This window comes from Pseudomonas sp. S2_A05 (assembly GCF_054668485.1).
This window is the reverse complement of sequence record NZ_CP162775.1, coordinates 5,227,719-5,251,771: the sequence shown is the minus strand read 5'-3', so window position 1 is coordinate 5,251,771 and position 24,053 is coordinate 5,227,719. Positions and strand designations below refer to the sequence as shown.

General features: G+C 60.6%; 15 protein-coding genes and 2 pseudogenes. 7 read left to right on the top strand and 10 right to left on the bottom strand.

Annotated features, from left to right (window positions below):
* Positions 1-2: 2 nt before the first annotated feature.
* From AB4O12_RS23850 to putP, 4 genes are all read right to left on the bottom strand, one after another.
* On the bottom strand, positions 3-323 hold the full coding sequence (locus AB4O12_RS23850) for a hypothetical protein (RefSeq protein WP_056787448.1): 321 nt from the start codon (positions 321-323) through the stop codon (positions 3-5).
* 331 nt (positions 324-654) lie between these two features.
* Positions 655-1,377 (bottom strand): DUF4123 domain-containing protein, encoded by a 723-nt coding sequence (locus AB4O12_RS23845; RefSeq protein WP_435405986.1) that lies wholly within the window; start codon positions 1,375-1,377, stop codon positions 655-657.
* Positions 1,358-3,373 carry a type VI secretion system Vgr family protein gene (locus tag AB4O12_RS23840; RefSeq protein WP_460059810.1) on the bottom strand — a complete coding sequence of 672 codons (2,016 nt, stop codon included), beginning with the start codon at positions 3,371-3,373 and terminating at the stop codon, positions 1,358-1,360. Before AB4O12_RS23840 ends, AB4O12_RS23845 begins: the two co-directional genes overlap by 20 nt.
* A 347-nt stretch (positions 3,374-3,720) precedes the next feature.
* Positions 3,721-5,205 carry a sodium/proline symporter PutP gene (gene putP, locus AB4O12_RS23835; protein ID WP_150638076.1) on the bottom strand — a complete coding sequence of 495 codons (1,485 nt, stop codon included), beginning with the start codon at positions 5,203-5,205 and terminating at the stop codon, positions 3,721-3,723.
* 458 nt (positions 5,206-5,663) lie between these two features.
* On the opposite strand from putP, the gene putA reads away from it, so the two are divergent.
* Positions 5,664-9,617: a trifunctional transcriptional regulator/proline dehydrogenase/L-glutamate gamma-semialdehyde dehydrogenase gene (putA, locus tag AB4O12_RS23830; RefSeq protein ID WP_460059809.1), complete on the top strand. Its 3,954-nt coding sequence runs from the start codon at positions 5,664-5,666 to the stop codon at positions 9,615-9,617.
* Between the two features lie 311 nt (positions 9,618-9,928).
* Positions 9,929-11,731 (top strand): acyl-CoA dehydrogenase, encoded by a 1,803-nt coding sequence (locus tag AB4O12_RS23825; protein ID WP_252868673.1) that lies wholly within the window; start codon positions 9,929-9,931, stop codon positions 11,729-11,731.
* A 202-nt stretch (positions 11,732-11,933) separates the two neighbouring features.
* Here AB4O12_RS23825 and AB4O12_RS23820 read toward each other — a convergent pair whose 3' ends face one another.
* From AB4O12_RS23820 to AB4O12_RS23805, 4 genes and pseudogenes are all read right to left on the bottom strand, one after another.
* Positions 11,934-12,641, bottom strand: a complete 708-nt coding sequence (locus AB4O12_RS23820; protein ID WP_374046345.1) for a methyl-accepting chemotaxis protein — start codon at positions 12,639-12,641, stop codon at positions 11,934-11,936.
* A gap of 207 nt (positions 12,642-12,848) precedes the next feature.
* Positions 12,849-13,826: pseudogene (locus AB4O12_RS23815) on the bottom strand (cache domain-containing protein); the annotation flags it as partial.
* Between the two features lie 144 nt (positions 13,827-13,970).
* On the bottom strand, positions 13,971-14,273 hold the full coding sequence (locus AB4O12_RS23810) for a cell division protein ZapA (RefSeq protein ID WP_039756738.1): 303 nt from the start codon (positions 14,271-14,273) through the stop codon (positions 13,971-13,973).
* Entirely contained in the window at positions 14,270-14,500 is a 231-nt protein-coding gene (locus AB4O12_RS23805; protein ID WP_016772015.1) for a hypothetical protein, read from the bottom strand. The genes AB4O12_RS23810 and AB4O12_RS23805 overlap by 4 nt, the downstream gene beginning before the upstream one ends.
* Before the next feature lie 277 nt (positions 14,501-14,777).
* Between AB4O12_RS23805 and AB4O12_RS23800 the strand changes: the two are divergent.
* The 5 genes and pseudogenes from AB4O12_RS23800 to selO all read left to right on the top strand — a co-directional run.
* A pseudogene (locus AB4O12_RS23800) lies at positions 14,778-15,500 on the top strand (MCP four helix bundle domain-containing protein); the annotation flags it as partial.
* A 30-nt stretch (positions 15,501-15,530) separates the two neighbouring features.
* Complete coding sequence (locus AB4O12_RS23795) at positions 15,531-16,403, top strand: methyl-accepting chemotaxis protein (RefSeq protein ID WP_370695130.1); 873 nt, start codon at positions 15,531-15,533, stop codon at positions 16,401-16,403.
* Positions 16,404-16,719: 316 nt separating this feature from the next.
* Positions 16,720-18,462: a potassium/proton antiporter gene (locus AB4O12_RS23790; protein WP_041477603.1), complete on the top strand. Its 1,743-nt coding sequence runs from the start codon at positions 16,720-16,722 to the stop codon at positions 18,460-18,462.
* Between the two features lie 34 nt (positions 18,463-18,496).
* Positions 18,497-21,850 (top strand): mechanosensitive channel MscK, encoded by a 3,354-nt coding sequence (mscK, locus tag AB4O12_RS23785; protein ID WP_095181005.1) that lies wholly within the window; start codon positions 18,497-18,499, stop codon positions 21,848-21,850.
* 48 nt (positions 21,851-21,898) lie between these two features.
* Positions 21,899-23,362, top strand: a complete 1,464-nt coding sequence (gene selO, locus AB4O12_RS23780) for a protein adenylyltransferase SelO (protein WP_460059808.1) — start codon at positions 21,899-21,901, stop codon at positions 23,360-23,362.
* A gap of 5 nt (positions 23,363-23,367) precedes the next feature.
* Here the strand turns inward: selO and mazF are convergent, their stop codons facing one another.
* Together mazF and mazE are read right to left on the bottom strand one after the other, a co-directional pair.
* Positions 23,368-23,730: a type II toxin-antitoxin system toxin MazF gene (gene mazF, locus AB4O12_RS23775; protein WP_056787412.1), complete on the bottom strand. Its 363-nt coding sequence runs from the start codon at positions 23,728-23,730 to the stop codon at positions 23,368-23,370.
* Positions 23,730-23,999 carry a type II toxin-antitoxin system antitoxin MazE gene (gene mazE, locus AB4O12_RS23770; protein ID WP_315435182.1) on the bottom strand — a complete coding sequence of 90 codons (270 nt, stop codon included), beginning with the start codon at positions 23,997-23,999 and terminating at the stop codon, positions 23,730-23,732. The genes mazF and mazE overlap by 1 nt, the downstream gene beginning before the upstream one ends.
* Between the last annotated feature and the right edge of the window lie 54 nt (positions 24,000-24,053).

Below are 24,053 nucleotides of genomic sequence, written 5' to 3'. Positions count from 1 at the left end.
TTTCAGGCGGGCATGCTGCGCAAGCGTCTGCCGATGACATCGAGCACATCACAGCCATCGCGCAATGGGATGGCGCACAGCAGGGCGAAGTCGCTGAGGATCACGGAGTCGCATTCGATCGAGCCGCGCATGCACATGTTTTCCAGGACCTGGACCACGGCGCGGATGCGATGGTTGGCGGCGTCCATGAGGATGTCGAGGGGCACGTGGGTGTCGACGAACAGGCTGGGCATGTCGCTGCAATTGCCGGTGAGGGCCATGAAGCGGTTGTCGGGGTGAGGAGTGATTTTTTCGTAGGGTGAATCAGTATGCATATTGGTCATTTTCCGGGTCCCATGATTGATAAACGTGAGCCGCCATCACACCTTCCTACGGGTTAGGGTGGCAGCTGTGCGCGGGAGTAGGAACCGAGCAATCATGGACCTCGGCCACGCCGAAGCGTGCCCCACGCACAGCCGCCGCGAACGATCTTACGGACTTGAACCAAGTGCCGCAAAAAGCCAACGAACTGTAACGTCATGAATGCGGGAATCCTTCATCCTGCCAACGCTCTCGCGGCGACAACGAAAAGACTATCCCTGCAACCCACCGCGCACCAGTTCATGAAAGCCGCCGCGATTCGAAGGAAACGTCCGAAGCGTTTGCCCCGAAATTTCACTCTGCCTCTGCCAGCAAAAACTCCAGAAGGGACGATCGTGACGAATCTTCCGACATCGATAATTTGAAAAACTGCCCGACCTTGCAGCGCAAAACAGCCTCGGGAAACGCCTCGAACACGGCCGGTTGCTCCTCGCTCAGCCATTGCAAAGCATTGGCGATGCGTACGCTTGCATCTGTCTGCGCCAAGAGCGATTGCGGCACGCTCCACCACGGAAAGACCCGCCCCGAAACCAGCGCACGGCCCCCGATTTCAATGGCTTGGCCATTGATCAAGGCTCGTGAAACGACTGGCAGCCATTGCGCGGGAATGACCTCGTCAGAGTGCAAAAGAGGCAGTAAAAAACGACCATCCCAAAAGCGGAAAAACACGGCTTTACCGTCCGGCATCAGCACCTGAGTGAGGCTGCGGAAATGTTCGACCAGCACGTCAAGATCCGCCGAAGACACCGCCAACCATCCCCAATCCCGGGATTCTGTTTCCGCCACCCAACGTAAAAACTCACTGTCTGCAGCGACAATTCCCACGTAGGGCATCACCGCGTCCCACTCGGCATAAATGGTCTCGGCCCAGACCGGATTCGCCGTGCCCTGCCAGGCTTTGAAGGCATCGGCGTCGCTGGCGCGGCTGAAAATGGCGAACAGTTGTTCCGACGCATGCAGCGGCTGCCGCGCCAGCCATTGTTCGGGCGTCAATTCCTCACGCTGCACAAACACCATCCTTACAACGCTCACACTCCTCGCAGAATGGCGCATCACCTTTGAGACTCATGATCTGTGCGGCGGTGAGAATCGCCGCCGGCGCAGCGGCCAGTTTCTCCGGCAATCCCGGCACCACCGGCGCAGCGCTGGTCGCCGCCATCGGCGCGCCGCCCACAACAATTGGCACGCTGCTGAAAATTCCGCCGGGACCAATGTTGATCCACTGTCCCCCGGCCTGAATCGTCGCGCTCGCGCCGCCATCAATGACCACTTGCTGGCCTGCGCTGATATGGATCTGCGCCGAGGCGCTGGTGGCCTGGCTGTTCACCCGCACCTGCCGGTCGCCGAGCACGGACAAATGATCATCCTGCCTGACTTCGGTCTGGCGCTGGCCGTGGGTGATGCGTTGCTCGTCGGCCTTGAGTTCATGGCGGGCGGTGCCGGTGACCACCACACTGCGCTGATTATCGACCTGCAGCTGCTGGTCGTTGAGCACATGCTGGGTCCAGTTGCGCTGGGCACGCAGGTAGATTTCCTCGGCGCCTTTTTTGTCTTCGATGCGCAGTTCGTTATAACCGCCACCGCCAGGGCTGCTCTGGCTGCGGAAGATACTGCGGGTCTTGTCTGCCGGCAGATCCAGCGGCACCGGGGTCGCCGCATTCGGCAGGCAACCCATGACCAGCGGCTTGTCGGCATCGCAATCAATGAAGCCGACCAAAACTTCCATGCCGACGCGCGGAATCAACACGCTGCCGTAGTGATCGTGAGCCCAACCGGTCGCAACGCGCAGCCAGCAACTGGAGTGCTCATTGAGTTCGCCATCGCGGTCCCAGGCCAGTTGCACTTTGACCCGGCCGTATTCATCGCAATGGATCTCAAGGTCTTTCGGGCCGGTGACCACGGCAGGTTGGTAGCCCGACATGCGCGGTTTTTCCGGGCACAGCGCCGGACGAAAGACCACGTCCCACGGCGTGGCGACGAAAGTATTGCGGTAGCCCTGGAAGGATTCGCCATCGCTGGTCACCGATTCCTCAAGCACCTGCGGCTGACGGCCGCGATGCTCGACACAGGTGAGCAACCACAGATCATTCCAGTCGCTGCGCGGATGCCCGGTGAGTTGCAGGAAATGGCCGCAGACCAGCGAGGATTCGTCGCTGGTGCCTTCGGCTTGACGGTAATCGGCGACATGACGTTCAAGCGCGCGGCGCGTCAGGCCTTTGCCGGTTTCGCGATCATTGAATTGACCGGGAAAGTGATAGTCCTCCAGCACTGGACGCTGCTCGCCGTCACTGCGACTTTCCAGCGACAGGCGTGGTTTTTCGAAGTTGTAGTCGCGCCGGGTGACGACGCTGGTGCGGGTTTCCACGCGCACATTGAAACGCTGAATCGCCGGCGCGCCCGCCGACATGCCGCTGCCCGGCAGATACAGCGTCGGCTCGGGCAGCTTGGGGAACACGGTCTGGTCGTCGCCGAATACCAGCAAATGGCCTTCGGGGCTGTGTTGAAAGTGGTAATGAATGCCGACTTCGGCACACAGACGCTGGATGAAGGCCAGATCGCTTTCGGCGTATTGCACGCAGTATTCGCGCTCCGGGTATTCGCTGCCCAGGCGAAATTCAAAGGCATCGCGCAGGATCGAATGATCCTTGAGGATCTGTGTGATGATCTGCGGCACGCTCTGATGCTGAAAAATACGCTGGTTGATGCGATGCCCCAGATACGTCAGACGCGGGACAAGGCTGAGGTGATAGCGTGTCAGACGTTTCCCGGAATCGCCCTGCCCGACCTGATAAATCTGACCATGAATACCGCAACCCTGAGCATCGAAACTCAGAAACGCCTGACCATGCAGCAGGCTTTCCAGATCCAGGTCCGGCCGCTCGCTGACCAGTTCCAGCTCGAAGCGAAAGGGTTGGCTGATGGCTTCCCTGCCCGTGAACTCAAGGACCTTGAGGTCATGCTGGGCGCCTTCGAGGGTCAACGTGAAACGCGGTTGATTGGCAGGCGCGAACATCCGATGTCTCTCTGCAGTGTGAGGGCGGGCGATTCTGCATGAGGGGCAAGGGGTGCTGAGCAGGTGACGGGAAATTCAGATTTGCCCTACGTGGTTTGCTGAAAGGACCTTTAGAAATTAGCACTTTGACTACAGACATTCCTTCAAGCCGGTCAGTGTCCCTGTGGGAGCTGGCTTGCCAGCGATGAGGTCGGCACATTCAACTTATCGCTGACTGACACACCGTCATCGCTGGCAAGCCAGCTCCCACAGGGTTCTCCAGTGTTGTTGAAGAATCACAGGCAACAAAAAACGGCCCGCCTCCGGTAGGAAACGAGCCGTTTTCATGTGAGCCGAAGCTCAGTCCATCACTTGTTCAAATGGAAATCTTTTTCCGCTGCCTCGAAGCGCTCAACCATGCCGCGAGTCGGTTCACCCGCCTTGCTGACAAAGTAGATGGCCAGGCTGGCGAAGATGAAGCCAGGAATGATTTCGTACAGACCCAGCAGTTCGAAGTGCTTCCAGACCACCACGGTGATCGCGCCGACCAGAATGCCGGCCAGTGCGCCGTTGCGGGTCATGTCTTTCCAGACGACCGAGATCAGCACCACCGGTCCGAACGCAGCACCGAAACCGGCCCAGGCGTAGGACACCAGACCCAGTACACGGTTTTCCGGGTTGGCAGCCATCGCGATGGCAATCAAGGCTACCAGCAGCACCATGGCACGACCGACCCAGACCAGCTCAAGCTGGGAGGCGGACTTGCGCAGGAAGGTCTTGTAGAAGTCTTCGGTCAGGGCGCTCGAGCACACCAGCAACTGGCAGCTCAGGGTGCTCATTACCGCAGCCAGAATGGCCGACAGCAGTACACCGGCAACCCATGGGTTGAAGAGGATTTTCGCCAGTTCAATGAACACGCGCTCCGGGTTCTCGGTGACCGGACCGGCCACTTCCGGGTGCGCCGAGAAGTAAGCGATACCGAAGAAGCCCACCGCCACGGTGCCGCCCAGGCACAGGATCATCCAGGCCATGGAAATGCGACGCGCCTTGGCGATCGACTTCACCGAATCCGCCGCCATGAAACGCGCGAGGATGTGCGGCTGGCCGAAGTAGCCCAGACCCCAACCCATCAGCGAGATGATGCCAATGAAGGTGGTGCCTTTGAGCATGTCGAAGTTGCTCGGATCCTGCGCTTCGATGGCCAGGAACGTGGTGTCGACGCCGCCGGTGGCCAGCAGGACGATGATCGGCGTAAGGATCAGCGCGAAGATCATCAGGGTCGCTTGTACGGTGTCGGTCCAGCTCACCGCGAGAAAACCGCCGACGAAGGTGTAAGCAATGGTCGCCGCAGCACCGGCCCACAGCGCCGTCTCGTAGGACATGCCAAAGGTGCTTTCGAACAGACGCGCACCGGCGACGATGCCGGAGGCGCAGTAGATGGTGAAGAACACCAGAATCACCACCGCCGAGATAATCCGCAGCAAGCCGCTTTTATCTTCGAAACGGCTGGAGAAGTAGTCCGGCAGAGTCAGTGCATCGCCGTTGTGCTCGGTCTGCACCCGCAGACGGCCGGCGACGAACAGCCAGTTCAGGTAGGCACCGACGATCAGGCCGATGGCGATCCAGCTTTCGGACAGACCGGACATGTAGATGGCGCCCGGCAGGCCCATCAGCAACCAGCCGCTCATGTCGGAGGCACCGGCAGACAGCGCGGTGACGACGCTGCCGAGGCTGCGACCGCCGAGAATATAGTCGGAAAGGTTATTCGTGGAGCGATAGGCCATGAAGCCGATCAGCACCATTGCTGCGATGTAGATCACGAACGTGATCAGGGTTGGATTGCTTACGCTCATTGAGTTACGCCCTGGCTTTGTTTTTATGTAGCGGCGGTAGTGAACCGCTCGCAAACGACGACGTTTGGCAGACGATCCGGGATCCCGCGCATTTAAGACTGATGTTTCCCCAGGAAAGCCATCAGCCGGTACACCGGGTTATTCCCGGTTGCACCTTGGCGGCGAATGCTATGCAACAAAGCAAATAAGGTGCAACCAGTTTCGCGAGAATTAGTTGCACCCAGTCGCATTAATCGACGATCACCCCGTTTTTGCTCCCATTTGTGGCAGTCACGCCTCTTTGCTAGAAGTAAAAGCACCAAGCAGGAGCAGCACTTTCGTACCAGAAATTATTTCCTGACGAGCTGCGTATTATTCCGGCAAAAAAAGGGTTGCACCCGGTTGCACCTCATTCAGCGCACGGCTAATCTTGCGGCCAGCTGATGCCACGCAACTGTGGCAACCATGAGGATAAAAATATGGCTACCACCACCCTTGGGGTCAAACTCGATGACCCGACCCGCGAGCGCCTGAAGGCTGCCGCAACCTCGATTGATCGCACGCCGCACTGGCTGATCAAGCAGGCAATTTTCAATTACCTGGAAAAACTCGAGGGTGGTGCAACCCTGACCGAGTTGAACGGTTTGACCGCCAAAGACGCCGATGACGCAGGCGAAGTGCAGACCGATCACGCTCACCAATGCTTCCTCGAATTCGCTGAAAGCATCCTCCCGCAATCGGTGCTGCGCGCTTCGATCACCGCTGCTTACCGCCGTCCTGAGCCGGAAGTGGTGCCAATGCTGATCGAGCAGGCACGCCTGCCGGCCCCGATGGCCGAAGCCACCAACAAGCTCGCGGCGACCATCGCCGAAAAACTGCGTAACCAGAAAAGTGCCGGCGGTCGTGCGGGCATTGTTCAGGGTCTGTTGCAGGAATTCTCCCTGTCGTCCCAGGAAGGCGTGGCGCTGATGTGCCTGGCCGAAGCGCTGCTGCGCATCCCGGACAAAGGCACCCGCGATGCGCTGATCCGCGACAAGATCAGCACCGGCAACTGGCATCCGCACCTGGGCAACAGCCCTTCGCTGTTCGTCAATGCCGCCACCTGGGGCTTGCTGCTGACTGGCAAACTGGTCTCCACCCATAACGAAGCCGGCCTGACTTCGTCGCTGAGCCGCATCATCGGCAAGAGCGGCGAGCCGATGATCCGCAAGGGCGTCGACATGGCCATGCGCCTGATGGGCGAGCAGTTCGTTACCGGCGAAACCATCGCCGAAGCGCTGGCCAATGCGAGCAAGTTCGAAGCCAAAGGCTTCCGCTATTCCTACGACATGCTCGGTGAAGCGGCACTCACCGAAGTCGACGCACAGAAATACCTGGCCTCGTACGAACAGGCGATCCACTCGATCGGCAAAGCGTCCCACGGTCGTGGAATTTATGAAGGCCCGGGCATCTCCATCAAGCTCTCGGCGCTGCACCCGCGCTACAGCCGTGCGCAGTACGAGCGGGTGATGGACGAGCTGTACCCGCGCCTGCTGTCGCTGACCCTGCTGGCCAAGCAATACGACATCGGCCTGAACATCGACGCCGAAGAAGCCGACCGCCTCGAGCTGTCGCTGGATCTGCTTGAGCGTCTGTGCTTTGAGCCGCAGCTGACTGGCTGGAACGGCATCGGTTTCGTTATCCAGGCTTACCAGAAGCGTTGCCCGTACGTGATCGACTACGTGATCGATCTGGCTCGCCGCAGCCGCCATCGCCTGATGATCCGCCTGGTGAAAGGCGCGTACTGGGACAGCGAAATCAAGCGCGCCCAGGTTGAAGGCCTGGAAGGCTATCCGGTCTACACCCGCAAGGTGTACACCGACGTTTCCTACATTGCTTGCGCACGCAAACTGCTGTCGGTGCCGGAAGTCATCTACCCGCAATTCGCCACGCACAACGCCCACACCCTGTCGGCGATCTACCACATCGCCGGTCAGAACTATTACCCGGGCCAGTACGAATTCCAGTGCCTGCACGGCATGGGCGAACCGCTCTACGAGCAGGTTGTCGGCAAGGTTGCCGAAGGCAAGCTGAACCGTCCGTGCCGCGTGTACGCACCGGTCGGCACCCACGAAACCCTGCTGGCGTACCTCGTGCGTCGTCTGCTGGAAAACGGCGCCAACACCTCGTTCGTCAACCGTATCGCCGACCAGTCGATTTCGATTCAGGAACTGGTGGCCGATCCGGTTGCGCAGATCGAGCAGATGGCTACCGTGGAAGGTGGTTTCGGCCTGCCGCACCCGCGCATTCCGCTGCCGCGTGACCTGTACGGTGCCGAGCGCGCCAACTCGAGCGGCATCGACATGGCCAACGAACATCGTCTGGCCTCGCTGTCCTGCGCCCTGCTCGCCACCGCGCACAACGACTGGAAAGCCGCGCCGATGCTCGGTTGCGCGTCCAGCAACGAAACGCCGGTCGCCGTGCTGAACCCGTCCGATCACCGCGATGTGGTCGGTCATGTTCAAGAAGCTACCGTTGAAGATGTCGACAGCGCCATTCAATGCGCGCTGAACGCCGCGCCGATCTGGCAGGCCACCCCGCCGGCCGAACGTGCTGCGATCCTGGAACGTGCCGCTGACTTGATGGAAGGCGAGATCCAGCCGCTGATGGGCCTGTTGGCTCGCGAAGCCGGCAAGACCTACGCCAACGCCATCGCCGAAGTCCGCGAAGCCGTCGACTTCCTGCGTTATTACGCAGTGCAGGCGCGCAACGATTTCAGCAACGACGCCCACCGCCCACTGGGCCCGGTGGTGTGCATCAGCCCGTGGAACTTCCCGCTGGCAATCTTCAGCGGCCAGGTCGCTGCGGCATTGGCTGCCGGTAATCCGGTACTGGCCAAACCGGCCGAGCAGACTCCGCTGGTAGCGGCTCAGGCTGTGCGCCTGATGCTCGAAGCCGGCATCCCGGAAGGCGTGCTGCAACTGCTGCCGGGGCGCGGTGAAACCGTCGGCGCCGGTCTGGTCGGTGACGAGCGCGTCAAAGGCGTGATGTTCACCGGTTCCACCGAAGTCGCGCGCTTGCTGCAACGCAACATCGCTGGCCGTCTCGACAGCCAGGGCCGTCCGATTCCGCTGATCGCCGAAACCGGTGGCCAGAACGCGATGATCGTCGATTCCTCGGCTTTGACTGAACAAGTCGTGATCGACGTAGTGTCGTCGGCCTTCGACAGCGCCGGTCAGCGCTGCTCGGCGTTGCGCGTGCTGTGCCTGCAGGAAGATTCCGCCGATCGCGTCATCGAAATGCTCAAGGGTGCCATGGCCGAAAGCCGTCTCGGCAACCCCGAGCGTCTGTCCGTGGACATCGGCCCGGTGATCGACGCCGAAGCCAAGGCGGGCATCGACAAGCACATCCAGGGCATGCGCGACAAAGGTCGCAATGTTTACCAGGTTGCGATTGCCGACAGCGAAGAGGTCAAGCGCGGCACCTTCGTCATGCCGACCCTGATCGAGCTGGAAAGCTTCGACGAACTGCAACGCGAAATCTTCGGCCCGGTACTGCACGTGGTGCGCTACAAGCGCAAAGAGCTGGATCAACTGATCGGCCAGATCAACGCCTCCGGTTACGGCCTGACGCTGGGCGTGCACACGCGCATCGACGAGACCATCGCCAAGGTGATCGACAACGTCAACGCCGGTAACGTCTACGTCAACCGCAACATCGTCGGTGCCGTGGTCGGCGTGCAGCCATTCGGCGGCGAAGGCCTGTCGGGTACTGGCCCGAAAGCCGGCGGCCCGCTGTATCTGTACCGTTTGCTGTCGACGCGTCCTAGCGACGCCATCGAGCAATCCTTCGCTCGCGGTGACGCCATCGTCGCCCCGGACGTGCGTTTGCGCGATGCCATGAGCCAATCGTTGAACGCTCTGAAAGCCTGGGCCGACAACAACAAGTTCGCCGATCTGAGCACCCTGTGCGTGCAATACGCAGCGCAATCGCAGAGCGGCATTACCCGCGTGCTGGCTGGCCCGACCGGCGAGAAAAACAGCTACGCGATCCTGCCGCGCGAACACGTGCTGTGCCTGGCAGAAGTTGAAGGTGATCTGCTGACGCAACTGGCGGCGGTGCTGGCGGTTGGCGGTTCGGCAGTGTGGCCGGAAACCGAGCTGACCAAGACGCTATTCGCCCGTCTGCCGAAGGAAGTCCAGGCGCGGATCAAACGCGTTGCCGACTGGAACAAGGACGAAGTGGTGTTCGATGCCGTGCTGCATCACGGCCACTCCGACCAGTTGCGCGGCGTCTGCCAGCAGATCGCCCAGCGTGGCGGCGCGATCGTTGGCGTTCAGGGACTGTCCCAGGGCGAGACCAACATTGCCCTGGAGCGCCTGGTGATCGAGCGTGCATTGAGCGTGAACACCGCTGCGGCGGGGGGTAACGCCAGCTTGATGACGATCGGTTAACCGCTGTAAATCCAGGCGACCGCAATGGTCGCCTGGTACGCAATACTCTGTGGGAGCGAGCCTGCTCGCGAAGACGGCGTTTCAGTCGACATCAATGTTGCCCGACCCACCGCTTTCGCGAGCAGGCTCGCTTCCACAGAAGATCAAAAGATCGCAGCCTTCGGCAGCTCCTACAGGGAAACGCATTCCAAATATAGGAGCTGCCGAAGGCTGCGATCTTTTGCTTCTGCATCACTCTCATCAATCATCCTATCCAGCCTCTATTCCACCGACTTAGACTCGGCCCAACCCCAATTTCCAGGTAGGCCGCCATGTCCGAGACGCTGCTCAGTTCCCGCAATCTGGCTTTCGAGCTGTACGAAGTCCTTGATGCCGAGGGCCTGACCCGGCGTGAGCGCTTTGCCGAGCACAACCGCGAAACCTTCGACGCCGCCATCGGCACCGCGCGCAACATCGCCGAGAAGTATTTCGCACCGCACAACCGCAAAAGCGATGAAAACGAGCCGCGCTATGAAGACGGCCAGGCCATTCTGATTCCCGAAGTGAAACCGGCGGTGGATGCCTTTCTCGAGGCCGGCTTTCTCAACGCCGCACGCAGTTTCGACGCCGGCGGCATGCAATTGCCGACCCTGCTGTCGCAAGCCTGCTTCGCGCACTTTCAGTCCGCCAACGCAGCTTCGACGTCCTACCCGTTCCTGACCATGGGCGCGGCCAATCTGATCGAGAGCTTTGGCAGCGAAGAGCAGAAACAGCGCTTCCTGCAACCGATGATCGACGGACGTTTTTTCGGCACCATGGCCCTGACCGAGCCCCATGCCGGTTCATCGCTGTCGGACATTCGTACCCGCGCCGAGCCTGCATCCGACGGCACCTTTCGCCTGAAGGGCAATAAGATCTTCATTTCCGGCGGCGATCACCCGCTGTCGGAAAACATCGTGCACATGGTTCTGGCCAAACTGCCGGACGCACCGCCGGGGGTGAAAGGTATTTCGCTGTTTATCGTGCCGAAGTTTCTGGTCAACGACGACGGCGGCCTCGGCCAGCGCAACGACGTGCTGCTCGCCGGCTTGTTCCACAAGATGGGCTGGCGCGGCACCACATCGACGGCGCTGAACTTCGGCGATAACGGTGAGTGCGTCGGCTATCTGGTGGGCAAACCGCACCATGGTTTGAGCTACATGTTCCAGATGATGAACGAAGCGCGAATCGGCGTCGGCATGGGCGCGGTGATGCTCGGCTATGCCGGTTACTTGTATTCACTGGAATATGCGCGCGAGCGGCCGCAGGGTCGGGTGCCGGACAGCAAGGATCCGACCACCGCGCCGGTGGCGATCATTCAGCACGCCGATGTCAGACGCATGTTGCTGACGCAGAAATCCTACGTCGAAGGGGCATTTGACCTCGGTCTGTACGCCGCGCGGTTGTTCGATGACACCACCACGCTGGAAACCGAAGCCGAACGCAAACAGGCTCATGAACTGTTGGACCTGCTGACGCCGATCGTCAAATCCTGGCCTTCGGAGTTTTGCCTCAAAGCCAACGAACTGGCGATCCAGATTCTTGGCGGCCACGGCTACACCCGTGAGTACCCGGTGGAGCAGTACTACCGCGACAACCGCTTGAATCCGATCCACGAAGGCACCCACGGCATCCAGTCACTGGATTTGCTCGGGCGCAAACTGGCGCAGAACGGTGGCGCCGGTCTCAAGCAGCTGATTCGATTGATCGCCAACACGGCCGAACGTTCCACTGCATACGACTCGCTGGATGCAGTGCGCGAACCGCTGGAAAAACTCGTTGCCCGCTTGCAAACCGTGACCATCGGCCTGCTCACCGATCTGGCCCAAGGCAAGGTCAACAGCAGCCTGGCGAACTCAGCGCTGTACCTGAAAGTGTTCGGCCACGCAGTGATTGGCTGGCGCTGGCTGGAGCAGGCGATCCGCGCCGAGGAAGGCCTGGCCAAAGGGAATGCGGCGGATGTCGACTTCTATAAGGGCAAGTTGCAGGCGGCGCGGTATTTCCTGACATGGGAAGTGCCGGGTTGCCAGCATGAGCTGGACTTGCTGGAGGCGCGGGATGATACGTGTCTGGGGATGCGGGATGCGTGGTTCTGAAACGCTACCCTCACCCCAGCCCTCTCCCGGAGGGAGAGGGGGCCGAATGGGGGATATTCAAGAAGTACGCCGACCTGAAAGGGCCTTGCCGGATCCATAATCGACTGGTGTTTTCAGGTCGACGTATAGCGATAGACGCCTCGGTCAGTCCCCTCTCCCCTCCGGGAGAGGGCTAGGGTGAGGGGCTTTTCAGGTCTGATACTCAACTCAGTTTGAACCCACCCATCTGCCGCGCCAGATCATCCGCCAGCCGCTGCAACATCTGACAATCCTCACGACACGCACGAACCTCCCCCGCCGTCGCCCGTGCCAGATCGGAAATCCCCTGCACGTTGCGGTTGATCTCTTCAGTCACCGCGGACTGCTCTTCGGTTGCCGTCGCTACCTGATGGTTCATATCGCTGATGCGCTCGACCTGACCGGTGATCGCCGTCAGTGACGCGCCGGTACGCTGGCTCGATTCAACCCCGGTCCCGGTTGCAGCCTGACCGGTGCGCATCGACGACACGGCGTTTTCCGCGCCTTGCTTGAGGCTGCCGATCATCAGTTGAATTTCGTCGGTCGAGGCCTGGGTTCGGCGCGCGAGGGTGCGCACTTCATCGGCGACCACCGCGAAGCCACGGCCCATGTCGCCAGCGCGGGCGGCTTCGATGGCGGCGTTGAGTGCGAGCAGATTGGTCTGTTCGGAAACGCCACGAATCACCGCCAGCACCGAATCGATCGACGCCACTTGCTGCGCCAGCTCACCCACTGCGCCCGCCGCTAAGCCGATCTCATCGGACATGCTTTCGATATGACGGATCGAGCCACCGACCACTTCCCGTGCCTGTAACGCCTCATCGCGCGCGGTTTGCGAGGCAAGCGCGGCGTTGCCAGCGTTCTGCGCGATTTCCTGCACGGTCAGGCCCATTTCGTGGACGGCGGTGGCAACCATGTCGGTCATTTCCTGCTGCCGGCCCGAACGCTCGGCGGTGTTGTCCACCACCTTCGCCACTTGCCCCACGGCCGTGCGCAGGCGTTCGCTGGTGGTCAGCACCTCGCCGATCATCGCGCGCTGGCTGTCGAGGAAACGGTTGAAGCCGCGCGCCAGGTCGCCCAGCTCATCGGCACGGCTGGAATCTAACCGGTGGGTCAAATCTCCACCACCGCTACCGATGGCCACCAGCGCACGTGTTACTTGTCGAATCGGTCGCACCAGCCCCTGCGCCAGCCACACCACCAACGCCAGGCAGACCAGCGCCACCACCAGACCGATGCCGCCGCTCATCCACATCGCTTTCCGTGCTTCGGCGTAGATCTGCGACTGCGGCACTTCGGCCACCAGCGTCCAGCCGAGATCGCGCAGGGGCAGGCTGAAGGCGAGGAAGTCTTCACCGTCGCGCTGGAAGCTGCTGTTCACTGCGGATTTGTGCCCCATCAGCGCTTGCGCCGCGTTGGCGCCGATCTGCTCGGTCAAGGTGCGTTTGCCGCTGAACTGCGCTTCAGGATGGACCTGAATCAAACCATCGGAACGCACGAGATAGACCTTGCCGCGCTCGCCGAAACTGAAGTTGTGGATCAGCTCAGACAGCTCTTTCATGCTCAGCCCCAACCCGGCGACACCGACGACTTTGCCGGCCTGCTCGACCTTCAGATCGATGAACAGGGCCAGCTCGCCAGTGGCGCCGTCGTTGTCGATATTGAGGGTGCGCGGCTGATTGCTGTCGAGAAAGGAATAGAACCAGGCGTCGGCCGGTTTCGCGCGACTGAGGGTGCGATCGAGGCCTTTTTCGGTGATGTAGTGGTTGGATTCGGTGCCGATGATCAGCGCGGTGAAAGCTTTGTGTTCAGCGCGGATGCCTTCCAGATACTGCGCGAAGAGAGCAGTTTTGCTGCTGTCCTCGCCTGTCGCCAGCCAGTCACGCACCATGCTGTTGCTGGCGATGTCCTTGGCGGCGGTGAGCGGTTGTACGAGGATGCGTTCGATATCGTTGCGCGTCGCTTCAATGCTCGACGGCAGCGCCTGTTCGACCAGATAGCTCTGGGCGAGGCGGTTGACCACCAGGGTATAAATGCCAACCACGATCACGATGCTGATCAGCAGGGCCGTGCCCATGCCGAGAATCAACTGCCACTGAATACTGCGTCGCCACCACTGCATGGAGCACCCCCAAGGAATAAGTGGCCGAAACACTGCAACGGCCGTGCCGATTGTATACAAACCAACCGACAATCTATTCCCTGGTTGTGCGCAACCCCATCAGCCCTGACTGATGGTCTTGGCAATCGTCTCGACCGTGGCGCTGACTTGCTCTTGATAACGCTCGAGTTCTTCTTTGTGCTGCTTCTTCATTTCGATCTGCTGCGAGCACAGATTCATCGCCGCCAGCACCAGCAAACGGTCACCGATCAGCGTCGGGTATTTGCGCTTGGTGTCTTCCAGCGCGGCCTTGAGCATCATCGCCGCGTCCAACAGGGTCTGTTCTTCCCCGGCCGGTGCCTTGATCGAATAGTCCTCGCCAAGAATGGAGATGACTTTTACCCCTGCTGTGCCGTGGTTCATGCGCTGACAGGACCGGCATTGACGCGATCAACCAGCGCCTGGATGCGCGCGGCGGTGGCGCCGTGTTTTTCTTCCTGCTCCATCAGGTTCAGTTGCAGGTTTTCGTTTTCATCCTTGGCCTGGGCCAGTTCCGTGGACAGGGTCTGGTTGGTCTGCAGCAAGGTCTGGTTCTGTTGCACCAGGTCGCTGACGAGCTGTTCCAATTGGCTGAGGGATGCTTCCAACATTTTGATCTTCCAAGCGTTTTTCAAAGGGCGCGTACGATAAAGAAAAGTCACCACGGATGCCAGGGTTAAACCGGCGCAAGGCCTTGATTTTCCTGGGTGGCGAAGCTTCTCGCGAGTTTAAAAGACTGTGATTGGTCGATCTGGTTCCTGCACTTCGTCGCTCAAGCCTGTCTGCGACAAATACGCACACCACCTCAAGACTTTAGTCGTATGACCGATAAGTCACCCATACAGCAGTCTCAGCCCGCATGGATGCGGCCCTTTTCGGTATCCGCCCATGTCCCTTCGCAATATGAATATCGCCCCACGGGCGTTCACCGGTTTCGCCCTGATCGGCGGCCTGATGTTGATCCTCGGCGTGTTTGCGCTGAACCAGATGAGCAAGATCCGCGCGGCCGGCGAAGACATCGCCACCGCCAGCGTGCCGTCGATCAAGGCTCTGGACGAATTCACCCAACTGACCCTGCGCCTGCGCGTGCTCTCCTATCGTTTGCTGATCAACCGCGAACCCGACGTGCAGCAGAAAACCATCGAACTGTTCGACCTGCGCAATCGCCAGATCGCCGATGCGCAACGCGCATACGAGCCACTGATCGAAGGCCCGCAGGAACGTGCGGCGTACGATCAGTACGTGCAATTGCTGGCGCAGTACCGTCAGCTCGAAGAGCGGATGAAAACCCTGTCGCGCAACAATCAGATCGACGAGTTGCGGCAGATGCTCAACAGCGATTTGCTGAGCAATTCGGAAGCGGTGAATACCGCGCTGGCGCGCTTGCTGGAGATCAACACCCAGCAGATCGCCGAAACCGACCAGGGCGCGAAGGATCAGTATTCGATGTCGTTCAATCTGGTGGTGACCTTGCTGGTGATCGCCAGCGGCCTGACCCTGCTGTTCGCCTGGTTGCTGACCGTGAGCATTACCAAGCCGATTTCCAAGGCACTGGAGGCGGCGGAAACCATCGCCGAAGGCAACCTGACCCAGCCGATCCATGTCGATGGCGAAGATGAAGCCGGGCGCTTGCTGGCGGCCATGGCGAAGATGCAATCGAAGCTGCGCGATACCCTGCAGCGCATCTCCGGTTCGGCCACACAGCTTGCGTCTGCTGCGGAAGAGCTGAACAGCGTCACCGATGAAAGTGCTCGCGGCCTGACCCAGCAGAACAACGAAATCGAGCAGGCCGCCACTGCGGTCAATGAGATGACCAGCGCTGTCGAAGAAGTCGCGCGCAACGCGGTCAGCACTTCGGAAGCCTCGAAAAACGCCACCACTTCGGCGGGCGACGGTCGTGATCTGGTGCAGGAAACCGTCAGCGCCATCGAACGCATGAGCGCCGATGTGCAGAGCACCGCTTCGCTGATCGGCGACCTGGCCAATGAATCCCGCGACATCGGCAAGGTGCTCGACGTGATCCGTGGCCTCGCCGACCAGACCAACCTGCTGGCATTGAACGCAGCGATCGAAGCGGCCCGTGCCGGTGAGGCCGGTCGTGGTTTTGCCGTGGTGGCGGACGAAGTGCGCGCCCTGGCCCATCGCACCCAGCAGTCGACCAGCGAAATCGAGCGCATGATCGGCAGCATCCAGAGCGGCACCGAGCATGCCGTGGATTCGATGCGCAACAGCACCGAGCGCGCCGAGTCGACGCTCAACATCGCCCGTGGCGCCGGGATGTCGCTGGACACGATCAACAGCGCCATCGTCGAAATCAACGAGCGCAACCTGGTCATCGCCAGCGCTGCCGAAGAGCAGGCGCAGGTGGCGCGGGAAGTCGATCGCAACCTGGTCAATATCCGCGATCTGTCGGTGCAGTCGGCGACCGGCGCCAATCAGACCAGCGCGGCGAGCAATGAGCTGTCGCGCCTGGCGCTGGATCTGAACAACATGGTTGGGCGGTTCAGCCTCTAAGATCAAAGGCTACCCCCCTCACCCCAGCCCTCTCCCCCAAGGGGGCGAGGGGGAAAGGGAGCAGATTGAGGGCCTTTCAGATTTTGAGTTCGGCTCGATATTGCAAGTCGGTGTAACCTGCACAAACACCTCGGTCAGTCCCCTCTCCCCTCCGGGAGAGGGCTAGGGTGAGGGCCGCAATCCTCCGCCTGCCGCAAAACCTGATGCACCCTGAAAACCTTTTTGACAGCATCACATTTCAACAGGTTAGAATCGCTGGCACGCAGACTGCATGGTCAGTTTGTGCCCCCGTCTTTACGCTTCTGGAGTACTGCCTTTGAATGCGACGACCATCAACAGCCTGTTCTTGATCGGCGCGTTGCTGGTAGGCGCAAGCATTCTTGTCAGTTCTCTTTCTTCACGTCTCGGCATTCCGATTCTGGTCATCATTCTCGCGGTCGGCATGGCGGCCGGGGTCGATGGTGGCGGGATCATTTTCGATAACTACCCGACGGCCTATCTGGTCGGCAACCTCGCCCTGGCAGTGATCCTGCTCGACGGCGGCTTGCGTACGCGGGTGTCGAGTTTCCGCGTGGCGTTATGGCCGGCGCTGTCGCTGGCCACGGTCGGGGTGTTGATCACCACCGGGCTGACCGGCATGGCCGCTGCGTGGCTGTTCGACCTCAATCTGATTCAGGGCCTGCTGATCGGCGCCATCGTCGGTTCGACCGACGCCGCTGCGGTGTTCTCGCTGCTCGGCGGTAAAGGCCTCAACGAACGGGTCAGCGCCAGTCTGGAAATCGAATCCGGCAGCAACGACCCGATGGCGGTGTTTCTCACCGTCACCCTGATCGACATGCTCGCCAGCGGCGAAACCGGCCTGCACTGGAGCCTGCTGACCCACCTGATCCGCGAGTTCGGCATCGGTGGTGTGATCGGTCTGGGCGGCGGCTGGGTGATGCTGCAACTGGTCAACCGCATCAATCTCGCCGCCGGGCTCTATCCGATTCTGATCATCGCTGGCGGTCTGGTGGTGTTCGCGCTGACCAACGCCTTGCACGGCAGTGGTTTTCTCGCCGTGTACCTGTGCGGTCTGGTGATCGGCAACCGCCCGGTGCGTAGCCGCCACGGCATTCTGCACATGCTCGACGGCATGGCCTGGCTGGCGCAGATCGGCATGTTCCTCGTGCTGGGCCTGCTGGTCACGCCCCACGATCTGCTGCCGATCGCCCTGCCCGCCCTCGGTCTGGCGCTGTGGATGATCCTGTTCGCGCGGCCGCTGTCGGTGATGGTCGGCCTGCTGCCGTTCAAGGCCTTCCACGGTCGCGAAAAAGCCTTTATTTCCTGGGTCGGCCTGCGCGGCGCGGTGCCGATCATTCTCGCGGTGTTCCCGCTGATGGCCGGCCTGCCGCAAGCGCAGCTCTACTTTAATCTGGCGTTCTTCATCGTGTTGGTTTCTCTGCTGGTACAGGGCACAAGCCTGCCGTGGGTGGCCAAGCTGCTCAAGGTGACGGTGCCGCCGGAACCCGCGCCGATTTCCCGGGCGGCACTGGAAGTGCACGTCACCAGCGAGTGGGAACTGTTCGTTTACAAGCTCGGCGCGGAGAAATGGTGCATCGGTTCGCCCCTGCGTGAGCTGAAAATGCCCGAGGGCACACGCATCGCGGCGCTGTTTCGTGGTCAGCAACTGCTCCATCCGTCGGGTAGTACGGTGCTGGAAGTCGATGATTTGCTGTGTGTTATTGGCCATGAACACAACTTGTCGGCCCTCGGCAAACTGTTCAGCCAGGCGCCGCAACGTGGCCTTGATTTGCGCTTCTTCGGCGACTTCGTACTCGAAGGAGACGCCCAGCTTAAAGCGGTTGCAGCGCTGTATGGCTTGCCGGCCGAAGGCATCGATCCGGACATGACCCTGGGCGCGTTCATCGCGCAAAAAGTCGGGGGTGCCCCCATCGTCGGCGACCAGGTGGAGTGGAACAACACCCACTGGACGGTTGCGGTCATGGACGGGAACAAGATCGGCAAAGTGGGCGTCAGATTCCCCGAAGGAAGTCGCCCGGGCCCCGGACTCTTCCTCTAAACTGCTTCCACTCTCACTTGCTTGACCGGTCTCTATGCCTACCCTGCGCTCCTTTTTCGCCGCGGCCCTGCTGGGCCTCAGTCTTGTCGTCGGCCCGCTGCATGCTGCCGAACCACCGTCCAGCGATGCCGTGCAGGCCAGCCTCGACAAGCTGGCTGACAGCAAACTGCCGGACGCCGACAAGAAGACCCTGCAGACCGTCCTGCAGAACACCCTCAATCAACTGAACAACCAGCGTGATTACGAGCAGAAGCTGATCGATCTCAAGCGTCAGCTGGCCAACGCGCCGAAGCAGACGATTGAAAATACCCGCGAACTGAGCCGCCTCAAGGCCACCGCACCGGTGCCGGTAGCGCAACGTTTTCCGAAAGAGTCGATCCAGCAACTGGAGCAGATCCTCACCGATCGCTCGACCCAGCAAAGCGATCTGCAAAAAGCCCTGGCCGAAGCCAACAGTCTGATCATCACCGCGCAGACTCGCCCCGAGCGTGCGCAGGCGGAGATTTCCGCCAGCCAGACGCGCATCCAGCAGATCAACACCATCCTCAAATCCGGCAAGGACACGGGCAAAACGGTCACCGCCGAACAGCGCGACCAGTTGAACGCCGAACTGGCCGCACTCAATGCGCTGATTCCGCTGCGCCGCCAGGAACTGGCTGGCAACACCCAGTTGCAGGATCTGGGCAACGCTCAGCATGACTTGCTCTCGGAGAAATCCGATCGCCTGGACCGCGAGATCCAGGAACTGCAAACCCTGATCAACCAGAAGCGTCTGGCGCAGTCGCAGGAAACCGTCACCCAGCAATCGATCGAAGCGCAGAAGGCCGGCGGCAGCAGCCTGCTGGCGAGCGAGAGCGCGACCAACCTCAAGCTTTCCGACTATTTGCTCAAGAGCACCGACCGTCTCAACGAAGTCACGCAGCAGAACCTGCAGACCAAACAGCAACTCGACACCCTGACCCAGAGCGATTCGGCACTGGACGAACAGATCAGCGTGCTCAAGGGCAGCCTGTTGCTGTCGAAAATTCTCTACAAACAGAAGCAGGCGCTGCCGCACTTGAAGGTCGACCGCGACCTCGCCGACCAGATTGCCGATATTCGCCTGTATCAGTTCGATGTCAGCCAGCAGCGGGAGCTGTTGAGCAATCCGGCGACCTACGTCGACAATTTGCTGGCCACGCAGCCGCCAGAGCAGGTCACCCCGCAACTGCGCAAAAGCCTGCTCGATCTGGCCAACACCCGTGCTGATCTGCTCGAGCGGCTGAACCGCGAATTGAGCGCGATGCTCAATGAATCGATCACCCTGCAGCTCAACCAGAAACAATTGCTGAGCACCGCGCAAAGCCTGCGCGCGACCCTCGACGAACAGATGTTCTGGATCCCCAGCAACAAGCCGCTGGACGTGGAATGGATGCGCGGCGTGCCCGAGCGTCTCGAGCGACAGGTCAACACCCTGCCCTGGGCGTCGAGCCTGAGCGAACTGACTGACGGCCTGACCCAGCGGCCATTGTTGTTTCTGCCATTGGCGCTGCTGATCGGCGCCCTGTTGTGGCGCCGCAAAGCGCTGTACGGAAGACTCAACAAGGTTCACCAGGACATCGGCCACTTCAAGCGCGACAGCCAGTGGCACACGCCGCAGGCGATTCTGATCAACATCCTGTTGGCGATGCCGGTGGCGCTGGGTCTGGCGCTGTGCGGTCTGGCCCTGCAGATCGACGCGCGCGGGCAGAACGCCAATATGGGCGCGGCGCTGTTGCAGATGGGTCAGGCCTGGCTGGTGTTCTACACCGCGTACCGGATTCTCGCGCCGGGTGGCGTGGCGGAATTGCACTTCCGCTGGGAGAAGCCGCAGGTCGAGTTCCTTCAGGGCTGGGTGCGTCGATTGGGCCTCGTGGTCATGGCGCTGGTGGCGGTGGTGGCCGTCGCCGAGTTGCAACCAGCGGCGCTGGCCGATGACGTGCTCGGCATGCCGGTGGTGCTGACCTGCTATGCGTTGATGGCATGGCTACTCAGTCGCCTGCTGATCAGCAGCCCGACGCACCAGAATGCCTCGCTGTTCCGCAAAGCCGTCGGTGTGATGTTCACGCTGCTGCCGATCGCCCTGTTTGTTGCGGTGTGCTTCGGCTACTACTACACCGCACTGAAACTCAGCGACCGCTTGATCAATACCCTGTACCTGCTGATGTTCTGGCTGGTGATCGAGGCCACCTTCGTGCGTGGCCTGAGCGTTGCCGCGCGGCGCCTGGCTTACCAGCGCGCGCTGGCCAAACGGCAGGCGGCGAAAGAGGCCGGCGACGGCGAAGCGGTGATCGAAGAGCCGACGCTGGATATCGAAAAGGTCAACGAACAGTCCCTGCGCCTGATCCGTCTGGCCCTGCTGGGCGGTTTCATCGCGGCGCTGTACTGGGTCTGGTCGGACCTGATTTCGGTGTTCTCGTATCTGGACAACATCACCCTTTACGAATACACCAGCGGCACCGGCGCCAACATGAGCATGGTGCCGATCAGCATCGGCGACATGCTCGGCGCGCTGATCATCATCGGTATCACCTTCGCTCTGGCGCGCAACTTGCCCGGCCTGCTCGAAGTGTTCGTGCTGTCCAAACTCAATCTGGCCCAGGGCAGCGCTTATGCGACAACCACGCTGCTGTCCTACGTAATTGCCGGCGTCGGTTTCGTCACCACCCTGTCGACCCTCGGCGTCAGTTGGGACAAGTTGCAGTGGCTGGTGGCGGCGCTGTCGGTGGGCCTCGGTTTCGGTATGCAGGAGATCTTCGCCAACTTCATCTCCGGCATCATGATCCTCTTCGAACGCCCGGTGCGGATCGGCGACACCATCACCATCGGCAACCTGTCGGGCACGGTGAGCAAGATCCGCATCCGCGCCACAACCATCACCGACTTCGACCGCAAGGACATCATTGTCCCGAACAAAACGTTCATCACCGGGCAACTGATCAACTGGTCGCTGACCGACACCATCACCCGCGTAACGCTGAAACTCGGCGTCGACTACGGCTCGGATCTGGATCTGGTCAAGGAGTTGCTGCTCAAAGCGGCTCGGGAGAACCCGCGCGTGCTCAAAGAACCTGAGCCACACGTGTACTTCCTCAACTTCGGCGAAAGCACCCTCGACCACGAACTGCGCATGCATGTGCGCGATCTCGGTGACCGCAACCCGGTGCTGGATGAGGTCAACCGCTTCATCAATCGCGAGTTCAAGAAGCAGCACATCAACATCTCGTTCCGGCAGATGGAGGTTTATCTGAAGAACCTCCACGGTCAGGAATACAAGATGGTGCCTGTGGAGCCCGAGAACAAAACCATCGTGCCGATCGTCGACGGACAGAAACCGTTGCCGGAACCGCCACCGAGCAAACTCGACTAACCGACATGGTCCCAGCAGAATGCTCGGACATTCTGCTGGAGCCGGCCCGTGAAAGCCCTCGACGAACTGACTTTCGACAACCGCTTTGCCCGGCTGGGCGACGCGTTCTCCGCGCACGTGCTGCCCGAACCGATCGACAATCCGCGTCTGGTGGTCGCCAGCCCGGCCGCTCTGGCCTTGCTTGATCTCGATGCGGCCAGCGCCGACACCGAAGAATTCGCGCAACTGTTTGGCGGCCACAAGCTGTGGGCCGATGCCGAGCCACGGGCGATGGTGTATTCCGGGCATCAGTTCGGCGGTTATACCCCGCAACTGGGTGACGGGCGCGGCCTGCTGCTGGGTGAGGTGTACAACAACGCTGGCGAGCATTGGGACTTGCACCTCAAAGGCGCCGGGCAGACGCCGTTTTCACGCATGGGCGATGGCCGCGCGGTGCTGCGCTCATCGATTCGCGAGTTTCTCGCCTCCGAGGCGCTGTTTGCGCTGAACATTCCATCTTCGCGGGCAGCCTGCGTGATCGGCTCCGACACGCCGGTCTGGCGGGAAAAGCAGGAACGCGCGGCGATGGTGCTGCGTCTGGCGCCGAGCCATATCCGCTTCGGCCACTTCGAATATTTCTACTACACCAAGCGCCCCGAGCAGCAGAAACAGCTTGGCGAGCATGTGCTGGCGATGCACTTTCCCGAGTGTCTGGAACAACCGGAACCGTATCTGGCGATGTTTCGCGAGATCGTCGAGCGCAACGCCGAGCTGATCGCCAAGTGGCAGGCCTACGGCTTCTGTCACGGCGTGATGAACACCGACAACATGTCGATCCTCGGCATCACCTTCGACTTCGGCCCGTTCGCCTTCCTCGATGACTTCGACGCGCATTTCATCTGCAATCACTCCGATGATCAGGGTCGCTACTCGTTCAGCAATCAGGTGCCGGTGGGCCAGTGGAACCTCAGCGCGCTCGCCCAGGCACTGACGCCGTTCATCAGCGTCGAGGCCCTGCGTGAAACCCTCGGCTTGTACCTGCCGCTGTTCCAGGCGCACTACCTCGACCTGATGCGCCGTCGCTTCGGCTTCACCACCGCCGAGGAGCAGGACCAGCAACTGCTGGAAAACCTGCTGCAACTGATGCAGAACAGCGGCGTCGACTACACGCTGTTTTTCCGCCGCCTCGGTGAAGAGTCAGCCGAACAGGCCATCGCCCGCCTGCGCGACGATTTTGTCGATATCAAAGGTTTCGATGCCTGGGGCGAACGCTACGTCGCCCGGGTTACCCGCGACGGCAATGCCGATCAGGCACAACGCCGCGCACGGATGCATGCAGTCAATCCGCTGTACATCCTGCGCAATTACCTTGCGCAAAAAGCCATCGATGCGGCCGAGCAAGGCGACTATTCCGAGGTGCGCCGATTGCATGCGGTGCTGAGCAAACCGTTTGAGGAGCAGCCGGGGGTGGAGGGTTACGCCGAGCGGCCACCGGAGTGGGGCAAGCATTTGGAGATCAGTTGTTCTTCGTAGGCGCTTCAGCTTAGCGGGTCGATTGCACTGATTACACGGTCGACGATGTCAGACATTGTCACGTCATCCAGTCGCTCGATGAATTTGGCCGTGCCGTCTCGTACCCGTTGTTCTATGTCAAAACTGCGAACCTGATTACACACCGCTACACCATTGGTTTCGTGGCCAGTAATGGCGACCGCCAAACCCATATACCGGCTGAAATTCCCACCGCTAGTAACAGGCACCGTCATGCTCACGCCCAATGCGTTGATCTCTCTGGGCGTGATCACCACAAAGCGATGTCTGTTCATCATCTCCCGCCCCGCCACTGGGTTTGGATCAATCCAGTAAACGTCACCCCGCTGAGGGGGCTGTCGGCGCACCATCAACCCAGCTCCCGGCCGACAGAATCACCTTCAAGGGTCTCGCTAGTCTGGGCGTTAAGTTTCTGCAATTCTTCTGCGCCTTCGAGTAGCTCTGACAAACTATAACGCTTACGCGTAACGGCTACGGCTGGACGAGCAATCAGTTCGCCATCGACCACATTCAGCTCTAGCTGTGCGCCAACCTCCAGATGCAACAACTTTAAAAGCGTGGGCGGAATCGTAATGACGGCAGCGCCGCCTTGGCGGCGTATCTTGGAAGTTACGGACATTATGTCGCTCCGATTTGATGCATAGGAATCATCGATTCCTGGATTAGTGCAACA